This is a genomic window from Paraburkholderia caledonica, from assembly GCF_000383275.1.
GTDB classification, from domain to species: Bacteria; Pseudomonadota; Gammaproteobacteria; order Burkholderiales; family Burkholderiaceae; genus Paraburkholderia; species Paraburkholderia caledonica.
In genome coordinates, this window is sequence record NZ_KB911035.1 from 479,475 (window position 1) to 497,687 (window position 18,213).

Below are 18,213 nucleotides of genomic sequence, written 5' to 3' on the forward strand. Positions count from 1 at the left end.
AGCGGGTCGCGCAGTGGCCCTGCGGGAGATCGATCGAGTATCCTGATCGACGGGAGAAGCCACAGCGCGACGGGAACGGTCTTTGCATCGGCAGTCGAGCCAGGCAACAATAGGCGCGCTTTCAACTTCCCAACAAGAACCCAGGAGCCGCTCAATTGGTAGAGTTTCCGTCGTCGGCGGTATCCACTTGGGGCGGCGCGGTCGTCTTCGGCAACGTGCTGTTGACGCGACTCGGCGTGCCGATTCCCGCTGTCCCCGTGTTGCTGTTTGCCGGCTCCGCGATCGCGGCGGGCACGCTGTCGTTCTGGCCGGTGCTATGCGCCGCAGTGCTCGGCGCGTTGATCGGCGACGGCCTGTGGTTCACGGCCGGCCGCCTCTACGGCCGCAGGCTGATCGGCGTACTCGGTCAACTGCTGCCCGCTCTCGATGCCCGGGTCGAACAGGCGCGCTCGATGTTCGAGCGCTTCGGCGTGCCGCTGGTGTCGATCTCGAAGTTCGTCCCTGGCCTCGCGCTGATTACGCCCCCGCTGATGGGCACCACGGCCGTCGATGCCCGCATCTATGCGATCTGGGACCTGACTGGCGCAATGGCGTGGGCCGCTTTCTGGCTGCTCGGCGGCGCGGCAGCGGAACGGCAACTGCACATGCTGTTCGAGTTCGTCAAAGCGCAAGGCGGCACCGTGATCGATTTGCTGCTGGGCGCCGCGTTGCTGTATCTCGCCTATCGCCTTTTTCTGCAGCGGCGGGCACGCCGGCAATCGGCGCTTGCCGATGGCGGCGCGCAATCGCAAGCGTCGAGCCGCGCGGCGGCCCGCAAGCCGACACCCAAGGTGCTCGACGCACGTCCGCCGGGCGCGGCGCCCGACGCAGAGTCGCCGATTCCGGGCGCGTTCGCACTCGACCCGCACTCGCCCGAACAGATCGATTTCGCGCTGCGCGCTTACGACATGGTGATTTACTGCGTGTGTCCGGACAGCGCGACGGCCGCCGAGATCAGTGTGCGGATGCGCAACTACGGCTATACGCGAATTCGTGCGCTTCGCGGAGGGCTGGATGCATGGCAGCGGCGCGGCTTCCCGGTGGGCCTGCTGCTGGCCGACGAGAAGGGCGCAAGCCGGCCAGCGCAGTCAGTCGGCGGATTGCGCGGCGGACTACATGGAGATGCACGAAACGCCGTCACACTGCGCGGCTTCGCGCCGCGAAGCCGCGCAAGCGCATGAGTGCCGGCTGCGCCGTTCAGGTTAACCTCGCCTCGTGTGCCTGAAGCTAGTCAATAGCGGCGAGTGCTAAGTCATCGAACGCATGGGCGACTGCGCGGCAGAGACGCGATTGCGGCCCGCCGCTTTTGCCACGTAAAGCTGCCGGTCGGCCGCCGCGAGCAGGTCGAATGCGTTTGCGCCTTGCGCGGGCACACAGGTCGCGCAACCGACGCTCACCGTGACCGCCACTGTGTCGTCGCCGCCTTGCAGAATGTCTTGCGCCTGTACTCTTCGGCGAATCTTTTCGGCGACCGTGAGTGCTCCGTCGGCCGATGTGTCCGGCAGTATCACGGCAAACTCCTCACCGCCATAGCGCGCGACCACGTCGACTGAACGGCGCACCGCGGTCGATATGCATTCGGCCACCGCGCTCAGTGCCTCATCGCCGCTTGCATGCCCGTGTGTGTCGTTGAAGTGCTTGAAATGATCGATGTCGATAAAGAGTGCCGACAGCGGCTGGCCCGTGCGCCGCGCGCGACGCCACTCTTCGTCGAGCCGGTTGTCGAGCACACGGCGGTTGCTAAGCCCGGTTAGCGGATCTGTAGCGGCGAGGCGCGTCAGCGCAGCCTGCGCGCGCAACTTGCCGCGCAGCGCAAACGCCAGCAGCCAGGACACCGCCACGAAGACTGCGCCGAACGCGAGCGTCAATGCGCCGCTAATCGTCGCGCGACGACGCCACGGCGCCAGCACGTCGTCGACGGCGGGCGCAACAACCGCAATCAGCGAGGTGCCCGGCACGTGCGCGTAGGTAAACATGCGCTCGACACCGTCGACCGCGGACGGCGCAACATAGGAACCGGCGTTGTGCGCGGCCATGCGGACGAAGCTCGGGGACCTTGCAATGCTCGCGCCGATATCTTGCGGCGAGTACGGCTTGCGAGCGATGAGCGTGCCGTCGTCCATCGCGATGAATACCGAGCCCTGCTTGCCTATGTTGATTCGTTCGAGCAGGCGTTGAAAGTACTCGATGCGAATCGCAAGCAACGCCACGCCGGCAAAGTTGCCATTGGCGTCGTTGACCCGCCGGGTGAGCCCGATCGACAACTTGCCATCGCGCAAGCGCGAGCGGAACGGATGCGACAGATAAAGACCCGCGGCCGCGTTGCGCCGATGGACCATGAAATAGTCGCGGTCAGTAAAGCGGGCGTCCCGGTTGACGTCGCCGCTTTGCGAAGCGATCACCTCGCCCTGCGGGCCCAGGATATACGCGCCGCCGAGATACGCGGCCGTCGTAGCACGGTCGAACAGCACTGCTCGCTGCGCGTCGGGAGGCAGCCCGGCGCCCAGGTGACGCTGCGCGCCATCGGCCATTGCCTGCAACGAGAGGTTATAGATTTCGACGTTCCTCTCCAGATCGCTGGAAATGATCGACACAAGGTTCTGCGACGTTTCGCGCGCATGGTCGAGCGCGTCAGTGCGGCCGCTAAGGAGCGTCAGCAACGTGAGCGCCGCCATCGCCACCGCGACCAGCGTACCGGCCACACCCGCCAATACCGGACGATTGCCCACATAACGCGCGACGCTGCCTGCTCCATGCCGGAAGGTCCTGCGCCAGCGTCGCCCCTGCAAATGCGCTCGATTTGCCACCTGCGCGTTGCCTCCATTGCAGGCGGGCCGCATGAGCGTGCGGGCCGCCATTCGAAATTATGCGCGGGTGCATTGCCTGCCGCGTGTCAGGCCGCGTTCGCGCTATAGCTTGCGCAACAGTCCTGCCGCCGAACGCATGCGGCGTTTGCGCTCCTTGTGCAACCACTGCAGCACGGCGTCGGTGTCGCCCGATCCGGCAAACAAGGCCGCATTGTCGCGCAGCAACATTTCGCTCGCGACAATATCGTTTAGCGTTCCGAAACGTTTTTGTACCTGCTTGAGCCGCTTGAGCGTGCGCTTGTGGCTGCCGCTCAATACCGGCTGAAAAAATTCGAGCAGATAGCGAAGCTTCTTGCCGGCTTTCCTGACGTCGTGAAAAGCGGCGTAATTAGAAGGTTTCGCGCGGCGCGCGCGCCTCGCGCGCTTGAACAACGAACGCTCCGACGCTGCCACCCGTTTGCCCGCGAACTTGCTCAGCGGAACGCGTTCGTGCGTCGTGTTGATTTCCGTCGATGCGCTCGTCAACGCCTCGCGCAGCAGATGCTTGACGTCCGCGTTCGACAGCGTTTCGCGGCTCGTCGCAAGCGCATCGCCGCGCGCCTGCTCCAGCTTCGGCGCGAGGCTGCGTGCACCGCTATCTTCCTGGCCGAGCAGTTCGATCAGGATGTCCCAGTCGCGGGTTTTTCCGGCTGCAGTGGCCAGATACTTGTACAGCGCGCGTTGCCGCGTGTTTTCGCCCTTCTCGAGGAGCGGCGCGAAGGCCCACCACAACGACCGCAAGCGGCGGAGCGAAACCCTCAGCTTGTGCAGCGCTTCCGGCGATGGATCTTCGCGTACTGCGGTCGCGAACGCTATCGCGTCGTTCACGAGCGGGGCCGCATACGACGCGAACGCCGCGTGCGCCGTGGGCTCGTGCACGACCGGATCGGCGACCGACGCGCCTTCGTCCGCCTTGCGGCTTTCCTTGCGACTGTCGCGCGTCATCGAATTTCCCCCGAAAGGTGGACCCGCATCCTCAGCGTAGCAAAAACGATTCCTGTGCGCTATGCAGAGCTGGCTTCGGGCCGTGAGGCAAGGCGCCGCCCGCCAAATGTCGGTGGATGCCCGCTCATATGCGTCCGCCGATGCAGATGTCATCGTACAGACACATATGCCCCGCAGGATCGGCAATTCACCGACATTCCTCCAAGGGCACACCTCATGCCGGAACTTTCGTACCCGCAACCCAGCGCGGCCAGTGGCAAGGGGCGCAATCTCGGTCTCGTGATCTTCCTCGCCGTAATCGTAGCCGGCGTGGGCTATTGCGGTGTGCAGCTCGCGGGCGATCTCCAACCCGTGCGAGAGGGTTCCATCCTGCCGTATCTGCTGCTCGGCGTCGCCCTGCTGATCGCACTTGGATTCGAATTCGTCAACGGCTTTCACGACACCGCGAACGCCGTGGCCACCGTCATCTACACGCATTCGCTTGCACCGAATCTCGCGGTCGTGTGGTCCGGCGCGTGGAATTTCCTGGGCGTGCTGACCTCGAGCGGCGCGGTCGCGTTCGGCATCCTCCAACTGCTGCCGGTCGAGCTGATCCTGCAAGTGGGCAGCAGCGCGGGCTTTGCGATGGTGTTCGCGCTGTTGATCGCGGCAATCATCTGGAACCTCGGGACCTGGTATTTCGGCTTGCCGTCGTCGAGCTCGCATACGCTGATCGGCTCGATCATAGGCGTCGGCCTGATGAATCAGTTGATGCACGGCGTGAACGGCACGAGTGGCGTGGACTGGACCCAGGCGCTTGGCGTGGGCAAGTCGTTGCTGTTCTCGCCGCTCATCGGTTTTGTCGCAGCCGGACTGCTGCTAATGATCCTGAAAGCCGTCGTGCGCATACCCGCGCTGTATGCCGAACCGAAGGGCAAGGAGCCGCCGCCGTTCTGGATTCGCAGTCTGCTGATCCTCACCTGCACCGGCGTTTCGTTTGCGCACGGTTCGAACGACGGCCAGAAAGGCATGGGCCTCATCATGTTGATCCTGATCGGCACGGTGCCGACGGCGTATGCGCTGAACAAGGCCGTTACGCCAGCTCAGACGCAGACGTTTGTCGCGGTCGCGGAGCAAACGTCGGGCGCTCTCGCGCGCTACACGAACGGCGCGCCGCCTTCCGCCAATCCGCGCGCCGACGTCGAAGCGTACGTACGCACGCATCAACTGACGCCCGCGACGGTGCCCGCCTTGAAGCAACTCACGGATATCATCGCGCACCAGGTCGGCACATCCGGTTCGATGGCGGCTGTTCCGCAAGGCATCGTCGACAACGTGCGCAACAACATGTACGTGGCGTCGGAGGCGATTCGGCTGATGGACAAGGCGAAGCAACCCGCCTTTGCGCCGGAAGACGCCAAGGCGATCAACAACTTCAAGGGGCAAACCGATCACGCCACGAAGTTCATCCCGACGTGGGTGAAGGTCGCTGTGGCTATCGCGCTGGGCTTGGGCACGATGGTCGGATGGAAGCGGATCGTGGTGACCGTCGGCGAAAAAATCGGCAAGCAACACCTGACGTATGGACAGGGCGCGTCGGCCGAACTGGTTGCGATGATGACGATCGGCGCGGCCGACATGTACGGCCTGCCCGTGTCCACGACTCACGTGCTGTCTTCGGGCGTGGCCGGCACAATGGCAGCCAACGGCTCGGGCTTGCAATGGGCGACCGTGCGCAGCCTCGTGCTCGCGTGGGTGCTGACCCTGCCCGCCTCTATCGCGCTCGCGGCCGGCTTGTACTGGGTTTTCCGCGCCGTGTTTTAAGCAGTCCGTTCGCGGTCGTTCATGCATCTGCATGCATGGACCGGCATAACGAAAAAAGCGCGGCATATGCCGCGCTTTTTCGTTTCTTCTACTTCAGATATCGGCCCGGTCGAACCGCTCAATACACCTCGGGCACGATCATCGAAGCCGGCACGGGCTGACGGCTGTACTCGTCGTGATAAACACGCGCCGGCAATTCGACACGCGGATGCTCGATCTCGTGATACGGCACCTGGCTCAGCAGATGGTGAATGCAGTTCAGGCGCGCCCGCTTCTTGTCCACTGCCTGCACGACCCACCACGGCGCCTCGGGAATATGCGAGCGTTGCAGCATCACCTCTTTCGCGAGCGTATAAGCCTCCCAGCGACGCCGGCTTTCCAGGTCCATTGGGCTGAGCTTCCACTGCTTCAGCGGATCGTGGATGCGGTTCTGGAAGCGGATTTCCTGCTCTTCGTCGGTGATGGAGAACCAGTATTTGACGATCTGCACGCCGCTGCGCACGAGCATCTTCTCGAACTCGGGCACCGAGCGAAAGAACTCTTCGTATTCTTCGTCGGTGCAAAAATTCATTACGCGCTCGACGCCCGCGCGGTTGTACCAGCTGCGATCGAACAGCACCATCTCGCCGCCGGCGGGCAGCTGCGACACGTAGCGCTGGAAATACCATTGCGTGCGCTCGCGGTTATTCGGTGCGGGCAATGCCGCAACGCGGCATACGCGCGGATTGAGCCGCTGCGTGATGCGCTTGATCGCGCCACCCTTGCCCGCAGCATCGCGCCCTTCGAAAATCACCACGAGACGATGCCCCGTCTGCACGATCCAGTCCTGCAACTTGACCAGTTCGCCCTGCAAGCGGAACAGTTCGCGAAAATACATCTTGCGTGCTTCGCGGTGCTCAAGCGTGAAGCTCTCCGCACCGTCGAGGATGCGGTCGTCGACCTCCATCTCGAGTTCCTCGTCGTACGCGTCGATGAGGTCTTCCTCGAAACGGCGTTGCCGCTCCACGAGCAACTCAGCTTCAGGTCTCGGATCCTGCTCTTTCATTGCGGCTCTCCTGGCGACGAAAATGATCAGGCGCGCGGCGGCAAAAGCGACGCGGGCGCGCCCGATTATCGGTGCGTCCGGTGTCAGCCGTGTTACCGCGGCCTGTTAATGATAGCGAGTTTCACGCCGACGCCGCCCGCTAGCGCAACGGTTTTGCGAAGCTGAGCTCGTGGCCGTCCGGATCGGAGATGTGAAAATAGCGCTCGCCCCACGGCGCATCGGCGGGCTCGAGCGAGGGCTTGAATCCGGCGGCCAGCGCCTTGCGATAGATCGCATCGACGTCCGACACATAGACGATCACGCGGCCCCACCAGTTGACCGGCGCACGCGAATCGGCGATCAGGTTCAGATACGTGCCGCCAAACGCGAACGACGTAAATTCGGCTTGCCCGCCGCCGAATTTAAGTGGGAAACCGAGGGCTTCGTAGAAGCGCACCGCTTCGCGCATGTCGCCGGTGGCGAGCGTGATAGCGCTGAGCGACTCGATCCGCGGTTCGGCCGGTTCGGCCCCGGACGATGAAGCTGACGAAGCCGAAGCATCGGTCTCGCCGGATGGATGAGCGGGCAGGTTCATGACGGCGGTCTCCTTGGCGTGCGGTCGCGGACGGCTCGCGGTGGCATCACAGTGTCTCACACGCCGAAAGCTCGCTCGACGTCGGCGATGGCCGCCCACGCCAGATTCCGGTCGATCTCTGCCCAGGAGAGCCAGGCGGGCGCAGCCGGATTCGCACTTGAAAAGCTCAGCCGCGCCCCGCATCTGCAATTCCGTTTATCCGGAGCATCGCCATGGGAAGCCGTCCACGCTTCATCGATGACCTGTCGCGCGCCGCATCCGACGCCCCCGGGCCAAACCACCTCAATTCTCTATCCGACGACGCCCTGCTCGACGCCTATTCGCGCACCGTCATTGGCGCGCTGGAACGCGTGCAGCAGGCCGTCGCCTTCATTTCCGTCGAACGCCGGCTGGCGGGCGCCGCCATGCGCGACCGCGGCGCGCGCGGCGGCACGGGCTCAGGCTTCATCTTCACGCCCGACGGCTACTTGCTGACCAATAGCCACGTCGTGCATGGCGCGACGCACATCCAGGTCACGCTCGCCGACGGCTCCAGGTTCGACGCCGATCTGGTCGGCGACGACCCCGGCAGCGATCTGGCCGTGCTGCGAATCGGCTCGCCCGAGCCATTGCCGCATGTGGAACTCGGCGACTCGTCGAAGCTGCGCGTCGGGCAGATCGCCATTGCGGTCGGCAATCCGCTCGGCCTCGCGCAAACGGTGACGACGGGTGTCGTATCGGCGCTCGGCCGCTCGCTGCGCTCCAATTCCGGCCGCATGATTTACGACGTGATCCAGACCGACGCCGCGCTCAATCCCGGCAATTCCGGCGGCCCGCTCATCAATTCGGCAGGCCAGGTGATCGGCGTGAACACCGCGATCATTCCCGGCGCGCAGGCCATCTGCTTCGCCACCGCGATCGACACGGCGAAGTGGGTCATCATGCAGATTTTCGCGCATGGCCGCGTGCGGCGAGCGTATATCGGCGTGGCAGGCACGACGACGCCGATATCGCGCCGCGTACAGCGCTACTTTGGTTTGAGCGCGCAAAGCGCCGTGCATGTGATGGAAATCGTGAAAGGCAGCCCTGCCGCGGCGGGCGGTCTGCGCACCGACGACACCATCGTCGCAATCGACTCGCTGCCGGTGCAGGACGTGGATGCGCTGCAACGCACACTCGACGCGTCGCGGATCGACAAGCCCGTCAACGTGACGGTGCTGCGGGGCGCGCAACGGCTCGAACTGACGCTGACACCGGTGGAACAGGCAAGCTGATCGCGCGTAAAAAAACCTCGGGCTCTTTCGAGCGCGAGGTCTTGTGTTCGTGAACGGCGCATCGCGATCGACACGCCGTCCACACCATTTGAATAACGCTTACTGAATGATCCGCGTGACGCCACGGCCGCGAGGGTCGGCTGCGGGCTCCGGCGTGTCGTCATTGATCTTGATGGCCTGAATGTCACCGTTGAAGTTCTGGGCCTTCAGCGTATAGCCCTTTGCTTCGACCTGCTTGGCGAGTTCGCCGTCGATCGGCTGGTACGGCTCCCAGAAAATCGTATTCGGCGGCAACAACTGGTGATGGAAACGCATCGCGCCGACCGCTGCCGGCAAGGGCATGTTGAAGTCGTAGATGTTGTTGATCACCTGGAAGATCGACGTGAAGATGCGCGAGCCGCCCGGCGTGCCGATGACGAGCGAGACTTTGCCGTCTTTCGTGAGAATCGTCGGGCTCATGGACGACAGCGGGCGCTTTTTGGGCTCGATCGAATTCGCGTCGCTGCCCACCACGCCGAACATGTTGGCCACGCCCGGCTTCGCGGAGAAGTCGTCCATCTCGTCGTTCAGCACGATGCCCGTGCGATCCGCGACCACGCCCGAACCGAAGTAACCGTTCACCGTGTAGGTGTTGGACACTGCGTTACCCCACTTGTCGACCACCGAGAAATGCGTGGTTTCCGCTTTCTCCGGCATCGACGTGCCGAGTCCGGGCTGCACGCTCTTGGTGTCGGACGGGGTTTCCGGGTTGACCTCAGAGGCGCGCTTCGCGAGGTACGCGTCGTCGGTCAATTGCGCGACGGGCACCTTGTAGAAGTCGGGGTCACCGAGATACTGCGCGCGGTCGGCGAACACGCGCTTTTCAATTTCCGCGATCAGATGGATGTATTGCGGCGAGTTGAGCGGGACGTCCTTGAAGTCGGCTTCGCGGTCGGCCTTCATCTTCAACAATTGCACGAGGCCGATGCCGCCCGAGCTCGGAGGCGGTGCGGTGTACACGCGGTAGCCTTTCCAGTCCGCCTGGATCGGCTGGCGCCACACGGCCTTGTACTGCTGCAGATCCGCCTTCGTAATGAGGCCGTGACCGCGCATGGATTCAGCGATCAGGTCGGCGGTCTTGCCCGAGTAGAAGTCTTTCGCGCCCTGGTCCGATATGCGCTGCAAAACGGCGGCAAGATCGGGTTGCTTGAAGTTGACGCCTTGCTTCAGGTTGCCGAAGTAGGTGTCGAAGTTCGTCTTGCCGGCGAATTCTTTCGCCGCCGCGTCGCGACGCTCCTGCAGTTGCTCGCTGACCGTGAAGCCGTCGCGTGCATAGTGGATGGCCGGTGCGAGCACCTGTTTCCATTTCAGCTTGCCGAAGCGGCGCTGCGCCTGCCACATGCCGTCGACGGTACCGGGCACGCCCACGGCACGGTAGCCGTACAGGCTCATGCCCTTGATGACCTCGCCCTTGTCGTCCAGATACATGTTCTTCGTCGCCGCGAGCGGCGCGCGCTCGCGATAGTCGAGGAAGTACGGCTTACCGCCCACGTATAGCGTCATGAAACCGCCGCCGCCGATGTTGCCCGCTTCCGGATAAGTCACGGCAAGCGTGAAGGCGATGGCGACCGCGGCGTCGACGGCGTTGCCGCCTTCCTTGAAGATCTGCTCGGCGGCGTCGGCGCTGTACTCGTCGGCAACCGCGATCGCGGACGCGGTCAGGACAGCCGGCTGGGCTTTCGCGGGCGGCTTCGCGACTGCCGGCGTGGCCTCGAGAAATCCGACCGAAACAGACAGCAGTGCAGCCAGCGCAAATCCGCTAGCAGACGATTTGGCGTTGCGGAACAACTTCATTGATATCCCCCAAGACGACTGTTTCACCAGACGATAACTTCCGTTCCCTTGGGGCTTATAACATGTGAACAGGCTCTTTGCGAAGCAGCGGTAGCCCGTAGGAAGACTGCTGCGGCACACAAAAACCGTAAGTCGCGTGTCCGCGTTATGCCGTGCCGCGGCGGCCACGGGCGATTTCGTCGCCGGCGTCGTGCGGCAAGCGTGCCGTGACCGGAATGGACAGGAATGAGAACAGGCCGACTACGACAAAGGCCGGCCAGAAGTCCGAGAACACGATGCTCGAATGACCCTGCACGTTGTGCGAAATCTGCAGCACGATCCCTGCGATCGTCACGCCCAGCCCAAGCGAAAGCTGCTGGATCACGCTTGCGACGCTGGTCGCACGGCCCACGTCGCGGCTCGGAATATCGGCGTAGGCCAACGTGTTCAACGACGTGAACTGCAGCGACGGAAAGAAGCCGCCGACCAGCACGACGCACCAGATCAACCAGTGCGGCGTGCCGGGAAAGAACAGTCCGTATATCGCGATGGCAATGCCCGCGCAGCCAGCGTTGACCATCAGCACGGTGCGAAAGCCGAAGCGTCCGAGTATGCGCGAGGTCGCCGCCTTCATGAAGATCGAGCCGAACGCGGACGCGCATGTGATCGAACCCGACAGAAACGGAGTCATGCCGAGGCCTTCCTGCAACGCAAGCGGCAACAGGAACGGCACGGCGCCGAGACCGATGCGAAAGAGCGAGCCGCCCGCCACGCTTGCGTGAAAACTCGGAATACGCAAAAGGCGCAGATCGAGCACCGGCAACTCCACGCGATTCGCGTACAGCACGTAACCCACCAGCAACACGACGCCCACTGCACACATGCCGATCGATACGAGGTTCGGCACCAGCTCGCCGCCCACCAGCGAAAGCCCCAGCATGAACAGCGACGCGCCGCTCGCGGACAACAGGAAGCCGGTCCAGTCGAGCCTGCCTGGATGCGCTTCGCGCACGTTGGCGATGTGCTTGTTGGCAAGCCAGATGCCGAGCAGACCAATCGGAATATTGACGAAGAAGATCAGGCGCCAATGCAGATACGTGGTGATGAAGCCGCCGAGCGGCGGCCCAACCACGGGCCCGAGCAGCGCGGGCACCGTCAGATAATTGACCGCGCGTATGAAGTCGGATTTCGGCACCGAACGGAAGATGATGATGCGCCCCACCGGCACCATCATCGCGCCGCCAATGCCTTGCACGAAGCGGGCGGCCACGAACATGCCGAGCGAGGTGGACGCCGCACACATCAGCGAGCCTGCCATGAAGATGCCGATGGCCGTGCGAAACACCGTGCGCGAACCGAAGCGGTCCGCAACCCAGCCGCAGATCGGAATGAAGACGCCGAGGCCGATCACATACGCGGTGACAGCCAGCTTGAGGGTGATGGGGTCCTGACCGAGATCGCGCGCCAGAACGGGCAGCGACGTCACGATGACCGTGCCGTCCACGTTTTCCATGAACATCGCACATGCGACGATCAGCGGAACAATGAAAGCGCCTAAAGCGAAAGGCATTGGCAGGGCGACGGTCGGCAAGGCCGTCGATATAAAGCGTCGATTATGGCATTGCAGCGGCAATGAAGGTTGCGATGCGCGCTGGATAGCCCTTGAACGACAAAAAGCCGGCATTGAGCCGGCTTTTTGCTGAGTGTCTCGCGGTCAAGCGGATGTCAAGCGGATATCAACGCGACGCGCTGACGAGCGGCTGCAACTGCGGCAGGATCTCCGTGGTCGCACGGGCGACGTCGTTCGGGAAGTCGATTTCGATCCACGGCGCGCCGGTGACGTCGGCCGTGTCGAACACCTGGCTGCGCTCCAGCAGCAGGTCGCGCACAGCTTCTTCGTGCGGCAGATTCGCCCGGCCGCTGTCGATATAGCCCGCCACGATCTGCGCAAAGCGCTCGGCCGTTTCCTGACGGAAGCGGAAAAAGCCGACCGACTCGCCGATGGTGTCGTACTCAAGATTGACCGCCAGCTGCTTGCGCAACTCGACCGGCACGCCGTCTTTCAGGCACAGCTTCACGGGCTCGTCGCCGGCTTCGAAATCGCGGTCGATCAGCAGACGGTTGACCGTCTCGCCTGCGACCAGCGCGCTCAGGATGCGCTCGTCGTACAGCACGTCGGCGTCCATCAGCAGCACGTCGCCGCCGCGCGTCAGCGCCTCGGCCACCGTGTGCACCGTCAACACGCTGCCCAGGTCGTAACGCGTGTTCAGCACCGTTTCCACTTCGTGCGGCCAGTTGATGCGCGCCAGTTCCGCCTGCACCGACTCGGGCTGGAAACCGAGCGCCAGCACGACTTCTGTTACGCCGGCGGTTTCGAGCATCTGCAGATGCCGTTCGAGCAGGCTCATACCGTCGAACTGCAACAGGCACTTCGGGAACTGGGCTTCCGGCGGTTGCTGGAGACGCAGGCCGAGGCCCGCAGCGAGGATGATGGCACGCATGCGCGGTCCTTTGAAAAGATACGGAGTTTAATCGACAGCGGGAACGCGCCCAAGGGCGCGCCGCCTTTGCCAGCTTCGTTCGCTGAAGTGCAAGACCAGCAGACCCGGCAAGCCTAGCAGGATTTCGCGCGCGCGCTTGGTCAGCGACAACGCGAGCGCCGCGTCGGGCGGCAGACCCACCAGCGGCGCAAGCAGCAAGTAGCCGCCTTCCTGCACGCCGAGCGAGCCGGGAATCATGAAGGCCGCGCCACGAATCGCCTGACCGACGCTTTCGAGCAGCAAGGCGTCGACCCAGTCGACCGGATGGCCGAGAAAACGCAGCGCGAGCCAGACTTCCACGGTACCGACGATCCAGCCAGCAAGACTCAACGCAAAGCTCGCGGCCACGCGGGCCCGCTCGCGGTACATGGCCTGCACGGCGGCGTCGACGGCTTCGGCGCGTGTCATCAGCCCGGACCAGTCGCGTTTGCCGAACAGTTTCGACGCCACGCCGAGCAGCCGGCCGAACAGCCCGCGCCGTTGCGCATAATAAAAGCCGACGATCATGCCGCCAAGCACCGCCGTTGCAATGAGCGTGGCGGTTTGCAGGTCGTGCAGCGCGCCATGTGCCGCGTAAGCGCCGAACATCAGCAGCCCGAAGAGCGCGAAGATGATTTGTGCGAGTGCCTGGGCGGTCGTGCTCACGGTGATGGCCGCGGCCGCGTCGCGCATCGGCATGCCGCGCTGCGACAGCTGCCGCACCATCACCACCGGCCCGCCGATCTGGCCGGCCGGCAGCAGACTGTTCACAGATTCGCCGATCCAGCGCGCGAACAGCGCGTCACGTACCGACAGATGGTGACGCCCGCCGTCCCGGCCGCGCGGCAACAGCACCGAGATCGCGCCGGCGTCGAGCGCGAGCGGCACCACGTGAAACGCGGCGACGAGCGCGAGCCCCCAACCGGCGGCGAGCAGCGTCGACACCACCGAACCGAAACCCTGCCACGCGAGCAGGCCGACAAACAGCGCCGTCCCGATCGACAGCAGAATCAGGGCTGCGCGACTCATGCGCGGTCCTTGTCGCGAGGTTTCGCCTGAGTCATTTGACGAAATACCTGGCGGAAGCCGAAATACGCAATGGCGTCTTTCATGTTGGAAATCAGACGACGCCACGGACGCATGTTCGGATCGGTGACGTATTCAAAAGTGAGCGACACACGCATCTCGTTCGGGCCGGCCGGCGTGATGCGATGACGCAGCTTGTCGCCGTCGAAAAACACGAGGCCGCCAGGCGGAATCTGCACCGAGCCGGGCTGATCCGGCACATCCGGATTGCGCGTGTGCAATTCATAGTCGAGACGGCAGGACGATTCGTCGATTACGCCAAGCAGAAGCGTGTAACGGCGGCCGTCATAGTACGAAGTGTCGTAGTGCCAGCCAATGTGATCGCCTGGCCGCGTGTAGTAATACAGCGCGTACGCGTGCGGATCGTCCGCCGGCGACACTTGCAGCTTGTCGCCGCTCAGCTGTTCGAGCCAGCCGATCAGTTCCTTCGAGCGATACAGTTCGGCGATGAACGGCGCAAGACGGTCGATCGTATGACGGCTCACGCTGCCGCCCTGCTTGTGGCCCGGCAGGTAGTTGCGGTTGACCTCGTCGAGCAGCGCACGCGCGCTGTGCACCAGTTGCGCAGTGACTTCCGGCGCGAGGAAATCTTCCAGATAGAGAAATGCGCCCTGCTCGGCGAAGTCCTTGCGCAAGCGCGGATTGTCGAACGTGCGCGTGCGGCTCGCGAGCGCACGGTCGGCGTCCGGCGCGGCGGGCGCCGCCTGCATCGCGGGCACGGCATGTTCTGTATGAATCGATGCGGCCACGTCGTCTTCGGCGTGTGTACTCATTTGCCAGCCAATACTTGATGGGTTTCAGAAGCACCCGCGCCAGCTGCAGCCGGCTGCGCGGTACGGCGCGAGACGCGCCAATAGTCGATCATTACCCACACGGCAAAGAGCGGTGCGCCGATCGAGGCGGCCACAACGAACGGCATCACGACGCTCGTCAGCGTGACGATGGGCAGCAGGTACAACACGTCTTCTGTTTCGAAGCCGCCCACGGCGGCCTGCTTCGTGCCCGCCTTGCCGGCCATTTCCTCGATGCGCATGCGCAGGAAGAAAATCAGCGCGACGGCAATGCCGGCAATCGCGCCGAGCCAACCCGGTGCAACCGTAAGCCCGCCGATATTCGACGCGCTCATGCCCATACCCATGCCGATAAACAGCATGACGGTGACGAGCGCATCGCAAGCGAGGTCGTAAAAATGACCGATCCGGCTCGACTTGCCGCTGATGCGCGCGAGCTCTCCATCGGTATGGTCGACGAAGTTGGACAGAACGATCAGAACCGCGCCGGCATTGGACCACGCGAAACCGCCGCGCGCGAGGCACAGCGCGCCTGCGACGCCGATCAGCAGACGCAGTGTGGTCAGATGATTGGGCGCGACACGCGTATTAACAAGCGGTGTCACGAGCCGGCGGGCTAGCCGCGCGTCCCAGGTTCGGGGCGGCGGAACATTAATTGGAGTCTGGGGTCGCGAATTCATAACCCGGAAATATATACGGGATCGAGAAAGATTGCTTTCTTCGCGTTCGTTTCTTTGTGCCTGATCGGACTCGCGAACGGTTTGCCGACTGCCCATACATGAAGCAGGATTTGCCGAATCGCGATAAAGTGCGAATCCTGTTGCGCCTGCCTCCGCGAATAGCCTCGATGTCAGACAGTCTTCGCGTTTTGCGCGGGATTTGTTTTTATCCGTGCGACCCGTTGTGCACGCACTACAGCGCACCACATCGCAGTACTCGAATTCGCCGCCTTTCGCCTATGAAACGCTTTTTTCCATCTGCCGCTTCGCGCGTCTTCTGTATAGCCGCACTCGTTGCCGCCGCCCTCGCGATGCCGCTAGCCGCTCGCGCGACCGCGCTGGACGCGCCGCTTGCCTGCAATGAAAGCGGTCATCAATTCATCGCCGATCTTGCCGGCAATCAATTGATCGACCCGAAGCCGACCCGCGTCGAAAGCAACTCGATTAACGCATTTTCTCCCGCGCAAGGGGCGGACCTGACCGCGTTCGGATTTCACATTTTCGCGGTGGTCGGGTATGAGAAGGACGATCCCATGTTCCGCGTTGGAGAAGGCGAGCCGGTTGCACGCTCGGCGTACGGCGTGGTCGTGTTCGGGAGCGAATCGAAGGTACGGGCCGCCGTGACGGCGACCGGCGGCACGGCAATCGTGCACCGCGTAGCGCCGCTCATCACGGCGATCTTCTGCAAGCGGAGTTGAGGCGGCGCTTCACTATCCGCGCCGCCTGCCTCGAAATTACAACTTGATCGACGTCGGATCGGCCGTCAGATAGCCGACCGTCGCGCCGAAGCGGTCCTTATAGTTGGCCCGCACGAGCGGATCGAGCGTGCCCTTGACCTTGTCGTGCAACGGACTTTCCCAATCGCCCACGTGCTGGAAGTTGCTCATCACGTAGGTCCAGCCGTTGATCTCGTCGACGGCGTGCAGGCCCGTCGACTCCGCGCCCGCCGGACACGACAGCACGCGCGAGAGCGTCTTCGTGTCGACGTTGTACGCCCACAGGAAGTTGTTCACGTGCATGCTGCTGTCTTCGCCGATAAAGAGCGTGCGCAGCTTCTCCGAAAACTTGAGGTTGTCCGGGTTCGCGATACGGTCGGCGTTCGCCGTGTTGCCGAGCGCGTCGGCGGTTGACAGGTCTTCGCCGACGAGCGCCGCGGGCGCCGCCATATCGACCGGCACCCAGTTGCTATTGATCGCGCCGCCGCTGCGGTCGGTCTGGCCGCCTTTCATATTGAGCGCGTAGACCGCGCCCGCGCTGATGGCTTTGTCGACCGCCACATCCGTCGACGCGGCATTGCCCCGCACCATCGATTTCTCGACACGCGACATCGCCGAATACAGCACCTTGTCCTTGATATTGACGGTCGTGCCTTCGAGTTTCGTGAAGCCCATGCTGCCGCCGACGAGCGCCGCGTAGCGATGCGTCTCGAGGAAAGTCGCGGCTTTGGTCATGCCCGGCTTCACGCGGATCCAGTTGAACGTGCCGTTGAAATTGATCTTCGTGTACGACGTGTCAAGCGGATCGGCGGTCTTGACGTCCATGATGTCGGCCGCGGTCAGCGTGTTTGCGAGCGACTCGATTTCGTCGCTGGTTGCATGGCCCAGGTTGATCCACGAAAGCGTTGCCGCGCCCGCGCCGCTCGACGACACCTGCGTCCACTTCGCCACATAGAGCGTGCCCGCCGACAGGTCGGCCTCGCGGTCGGCAACGAACATGAAGAGCCCGCCGTTGGTGGCGTCGTCGCCCATCAGCACCGTGCGCTTGTCCGGCATCACCTGAACCAGTTCGTGCGAAATGCGGCCAAGGCAATAGTGCTTTTTGATCGTGCCGGTGCCGTCCGGGTTGACGGTGACCTCGGGCAAATGGCCATAGTGATACGGATTCGCCGTCGTCTCGCTGCCGAACAGGTTGCGGCTGAAGCCCTTGAACTGGCTATTGGAGGAGATAGTCGCAGCGTCCGGCTCGTACTCTTCGCTCGACAAATGCGTGTTCCATGGCGACAGGCTTGCGCCGCAGGTGATCCACAAGCCACGCACCTTCGACGTATCGACGTTGTGATAGCCGACGAGCGTGAGCTTGCCGGTGGCTGGGTCCTGGTCGAGCGTCAGCACGGCGATCGGCGACGGCAACTGACCGTACATCGACACGAGGCTCTGGTCGCGCGTCGCGTACTCGAACTGCACGACTGCGAACACGGCGTTGCCTTTGATTCCCTTCACGGCCGGATTGTCGAGACGGATCAGCGAACTGCCGTCCGGGCAATCGGAGTAGAACTGACGCTCCTTGCCCGCAACCGATTTGTCGATGATCGGCTGATTGTTGATGTCCACGTAGCCGCCGGCAAGAATCGTCCCGCCCTTGATGTTCGGCACCATGTCGCCGGTTACGAAGAACGGCTGGTATGAGAGCTTGAACGTGCGGCTGCTACCGTCGCTCAACTGCACGGTCAGCGAAGAGCCCACCGTGGTTTTCGCCATTGCGGCGGGATCGGCCAGCGTCGGCGCCGCCATCGCGCTGAAAGCCGCCGACACGAAATTGGCGACCGGCTTGGCCGGCGTCGCGAGGTCATCACTGCCGCCGCACCCGCTCAGCATGGAAGCCGTGGCGAGACCGCCCAACGGGAACATCGGCAACATCGGCACGCCGGAGAACAGTTTCAGGGCCTTGCGGCGGGAAGGGTCGAACGGCTCAGCCATGTTGTCGTAATCCTGGTTGTGGGTGGCGTGGATAGCTCACAGCCGGCACGACTCGGATTCAGACCGCAGGGTTCGCGCTCGCGCC

At 63.5% G+C, this 18,213-nt stretch carries 16 protein-coding genes; 5 read left to right on the forward strand and 11 right to left on the reverse strand.

The features are described from left to right. Positions 1 to 155: 155 nt before the first annotated feature. Complete coding sequence (locus H281_RS0108305; protein ID WP_020066631.1) at positions 156 to 1,220, forward strand: VTT domain-containing protein; 1,065 nt, start codon at positions 156 to 158, stop codon at positions 1,218 to 1,220. A gap of 66 nt (positions 1,221 to 1,286) precedes the next feature. Here H281_RS0108305 and H281_RS0108310 read toward each other — a convergent pair whose 3' ends face one another. Together H281_RS0108310 and H281_RS0108315 are read right to left on the reverse strand one after the other, a co-directional pair. Further along, positions 1,287 to 2,846, reverse strand: a complete 1,560-nt coding sequence (locus tag H281_RS0108310) for a GGDEF domain-containing protein (RefSeq protein ID WP_027804408.1) — start codon at positions 2,844 to 2,846, stop codon at positions 1,287 to 1,289. Positions 2,847 to 2,948: 102 nt separating this feature from the next. After that, complete coding sequence (locus tag H281_RS0108315) at positions 2,949 to 3,830, reverse strand: CHAD domain-containing protein (RefSeq protein WP_020066633.1); 882 nt, start codon at positions 3,828 to 3,830, stop codon at positions 2,949 to 2,951. Between the two features lie 216 nt (positions 3,831 to 4,046). On the opposite strand from H281_RS0108315, the gene H281_RS0108320 reads away from it, so the two are divergent. Continuing rightward, entirely contained in the window at positions 4,047 to 5,633 is a 1,587-nt protein-coding gene (locus H281_RS0108320) for an inorganic phosphate transporter (RefSeq protein WP_020066634.1), read from the forward strand. A 118-nt stretch (positions 5,634 to 5,751) separates the two neighbouring features. On the opposite strand, the gene ppk2 is transcribed toward H281_RS0108320, so the two are convergent. Both ppk2 and H281_RS0108330 read right to left on the reverse strand, forming a co-directional pair. Then, a complete protein-coding gene (ppk2, locus tag H281_RS0108325; protein ID WP_020066635.1) occupies positions 5,752 to 6,678 on the reverse strand; it encodes a polyphosphate kinase 2 in 927 nt (308 codons plus the stop codon). A 139-nt stretch (positions 6,679 to 6,817) separates the two neighbouring features. Continuing rightward, positions 6,818 to 7,252, reverse strand: coding sequence for a VOC family protein (locus H281_RS0108330; protein ID WP_020066636.1), 435 nt, complete (start codon positions 7,250 to 7,252; stop codon positions 6,818 to 6,820). Positions 7,253 to 7,464: 212 nt separating this feature from the next. Here H281_RS0108330 and H281_RS0108335 point away from each other — a divergent pair, with 212 nt between their 5' ends. Then, positions 7,465 to 8,505: a S1C family serine protease gene (locus tag H281_RS0108335; RefSeq protein WP_020066637.1), complete on the forward strand. Its 1,041-nt coding sequence runs from the start codon at positions 7,465 to 7,467 to the stop codon at positions 8,503 to 8,505. Positions 8,506 to 8,604: 99 nt separating this feature from the next. Here the strand turns inward: H281_RS0108335 and ggt are convergent, their stop codons facing one another. Next, the gene (gene ggt, locus H281_RS0108340; RefSeq protein WP_020066638.1) at positions 8,605 to 10,338 is read right to left on the reverse strand and encodes a gamma-glutamyltransferase; all 1,734 of its coding nucleotides are present in this window, start codon (positions 10,336 to 10,338) and stop codon (positions 8,605 to 8,607) included. Between the two features lie 145 nt (positions 10,339 to 10,483). Next, positions 10,484 to 11,887 carry an MFS transporter gene (locus H281_RS0108345; protein WP_020066639.1) on the reverse strand — a complete coding sequence of 468 codons (1,404 nt, stop codon included), beginning with the start codon at positions 11,885 to 11,887 and terminating at the stop codon, positions 10,484 to 10,486. Between H281_RS0108345 and H281_RS36760 the strand changes: the two genes are divergently transcribed. Then, on the forward strand, positions 11,829 to 12,020 hold the full coding sequence (locus H281_RS36760) for a hypothetical protein (RefSeq protein ID WP_164701831.1): 192 nt from the start codon (positions 11,829 to 11,831) through the stop codon (positions 12,018 to 12,020). The genes H281_RS0108345 and H281_RS36760 overlap by 59 nt on opposite strands. A 33-nt stretch (positions 12,021 to 12,053) precedes the next feature. Here H281_RS36760 and H281_RS0108350 read toward each other — a convergent pair whose 3' ends face one another. Genes H281_RS0108350 through H281_RS0108365 form a run of 4 tightly spaced genes read right to left on the reverse strand, consistent with a single transcriptional unit; the run spans position 12,054 to position 15,393 of the window. Beyond that, on the reverse strand, positions 12,054 to 12,818 hold the full coding sequence (locus H281_RS0108350) for a phosphocholine cytidylyltransferase family protein (protein ID WP_020066640.1): 765 nt from the start codon (positions 12,816 to 12,818) through the stop codon (positions 12,054 to 12,056). Positions 12,819 to 12,845: 27 nt separating this feature from the next. Continuing rightward, a complete protein-coding gene (locus H281_RS0108355; protein WP_020066641.1) occupies positions 12,846 to 13,865 on the reverse strand; it encodes a flippase-like domain-containing protein in 1,020 nt (339 codons plus the stop codon). Continuing rightward, a complete protein-coding gene (locus tag H281_RS0108360; protein ID WP_020066642.1) occupies positions 13,862 to 14,695 on the reverse strand; it encodes a HalD/BesD family halogenase in 834 nt (277 codons plus the stop codon). The genes H281_RS0108355 and H281_RS0108360 overlap by 4 nt, the downstream gene beginning before the upstream one ends. Continuing rightward, positions 14,692 to 15,393, reverse strand: coding sequence for a CDP-alcohol phosphatidyltransferase family protein (locus H281_RS0108365; RefSeq protein ID WP_027804410.1), 702 nt, complete (start codon positions 15,391 to 15,393; stop codon positions 14,692 to 14,694). The genes H281_RS0108360 and H281_RS0108365 overlap by 4 nt, the downstream gene beginning before the upstream one ends. A 278-nt stretch (positions 15,394 to 15,671) precedes the next feature. Between H281_RS0108365 and H281_RS0108370 the strand changes: the two genes are divergently transcribed. Continuing rightward, on the forward strand, positions 15,672 to 16,130 hold the full coding sequence (locus tag H281_RS0108370) for a hypothetical protein (RefSeq protein WP_020066644.1): 459 nt from the start codon (positions 15,672 to 15,674) through the stop codon (positions 16,128 to 16,130). A gap of 36 nt (positions 16,131 to 16,166) precedes the next feature. Here the strand turns inward: H281_RS0108370 and H281_RS0108375 are convergent, their stop codons facing one another. Beyond that, positions 16,167 to 18,128 carry a PhoX family protein gene (locus H281_RS0108375; protein ID WP_020066645.1) on the reverse strand — a complete coding sequence of 654 codons (1,962 nt, stop codon included), beginning with the start codon at positions 18,126 to 18,128 and terminating at the stop codon, positions 16,167 to 16,169. Positions 18,129 to 18,213: the final 85 nt, after the last annotated feature.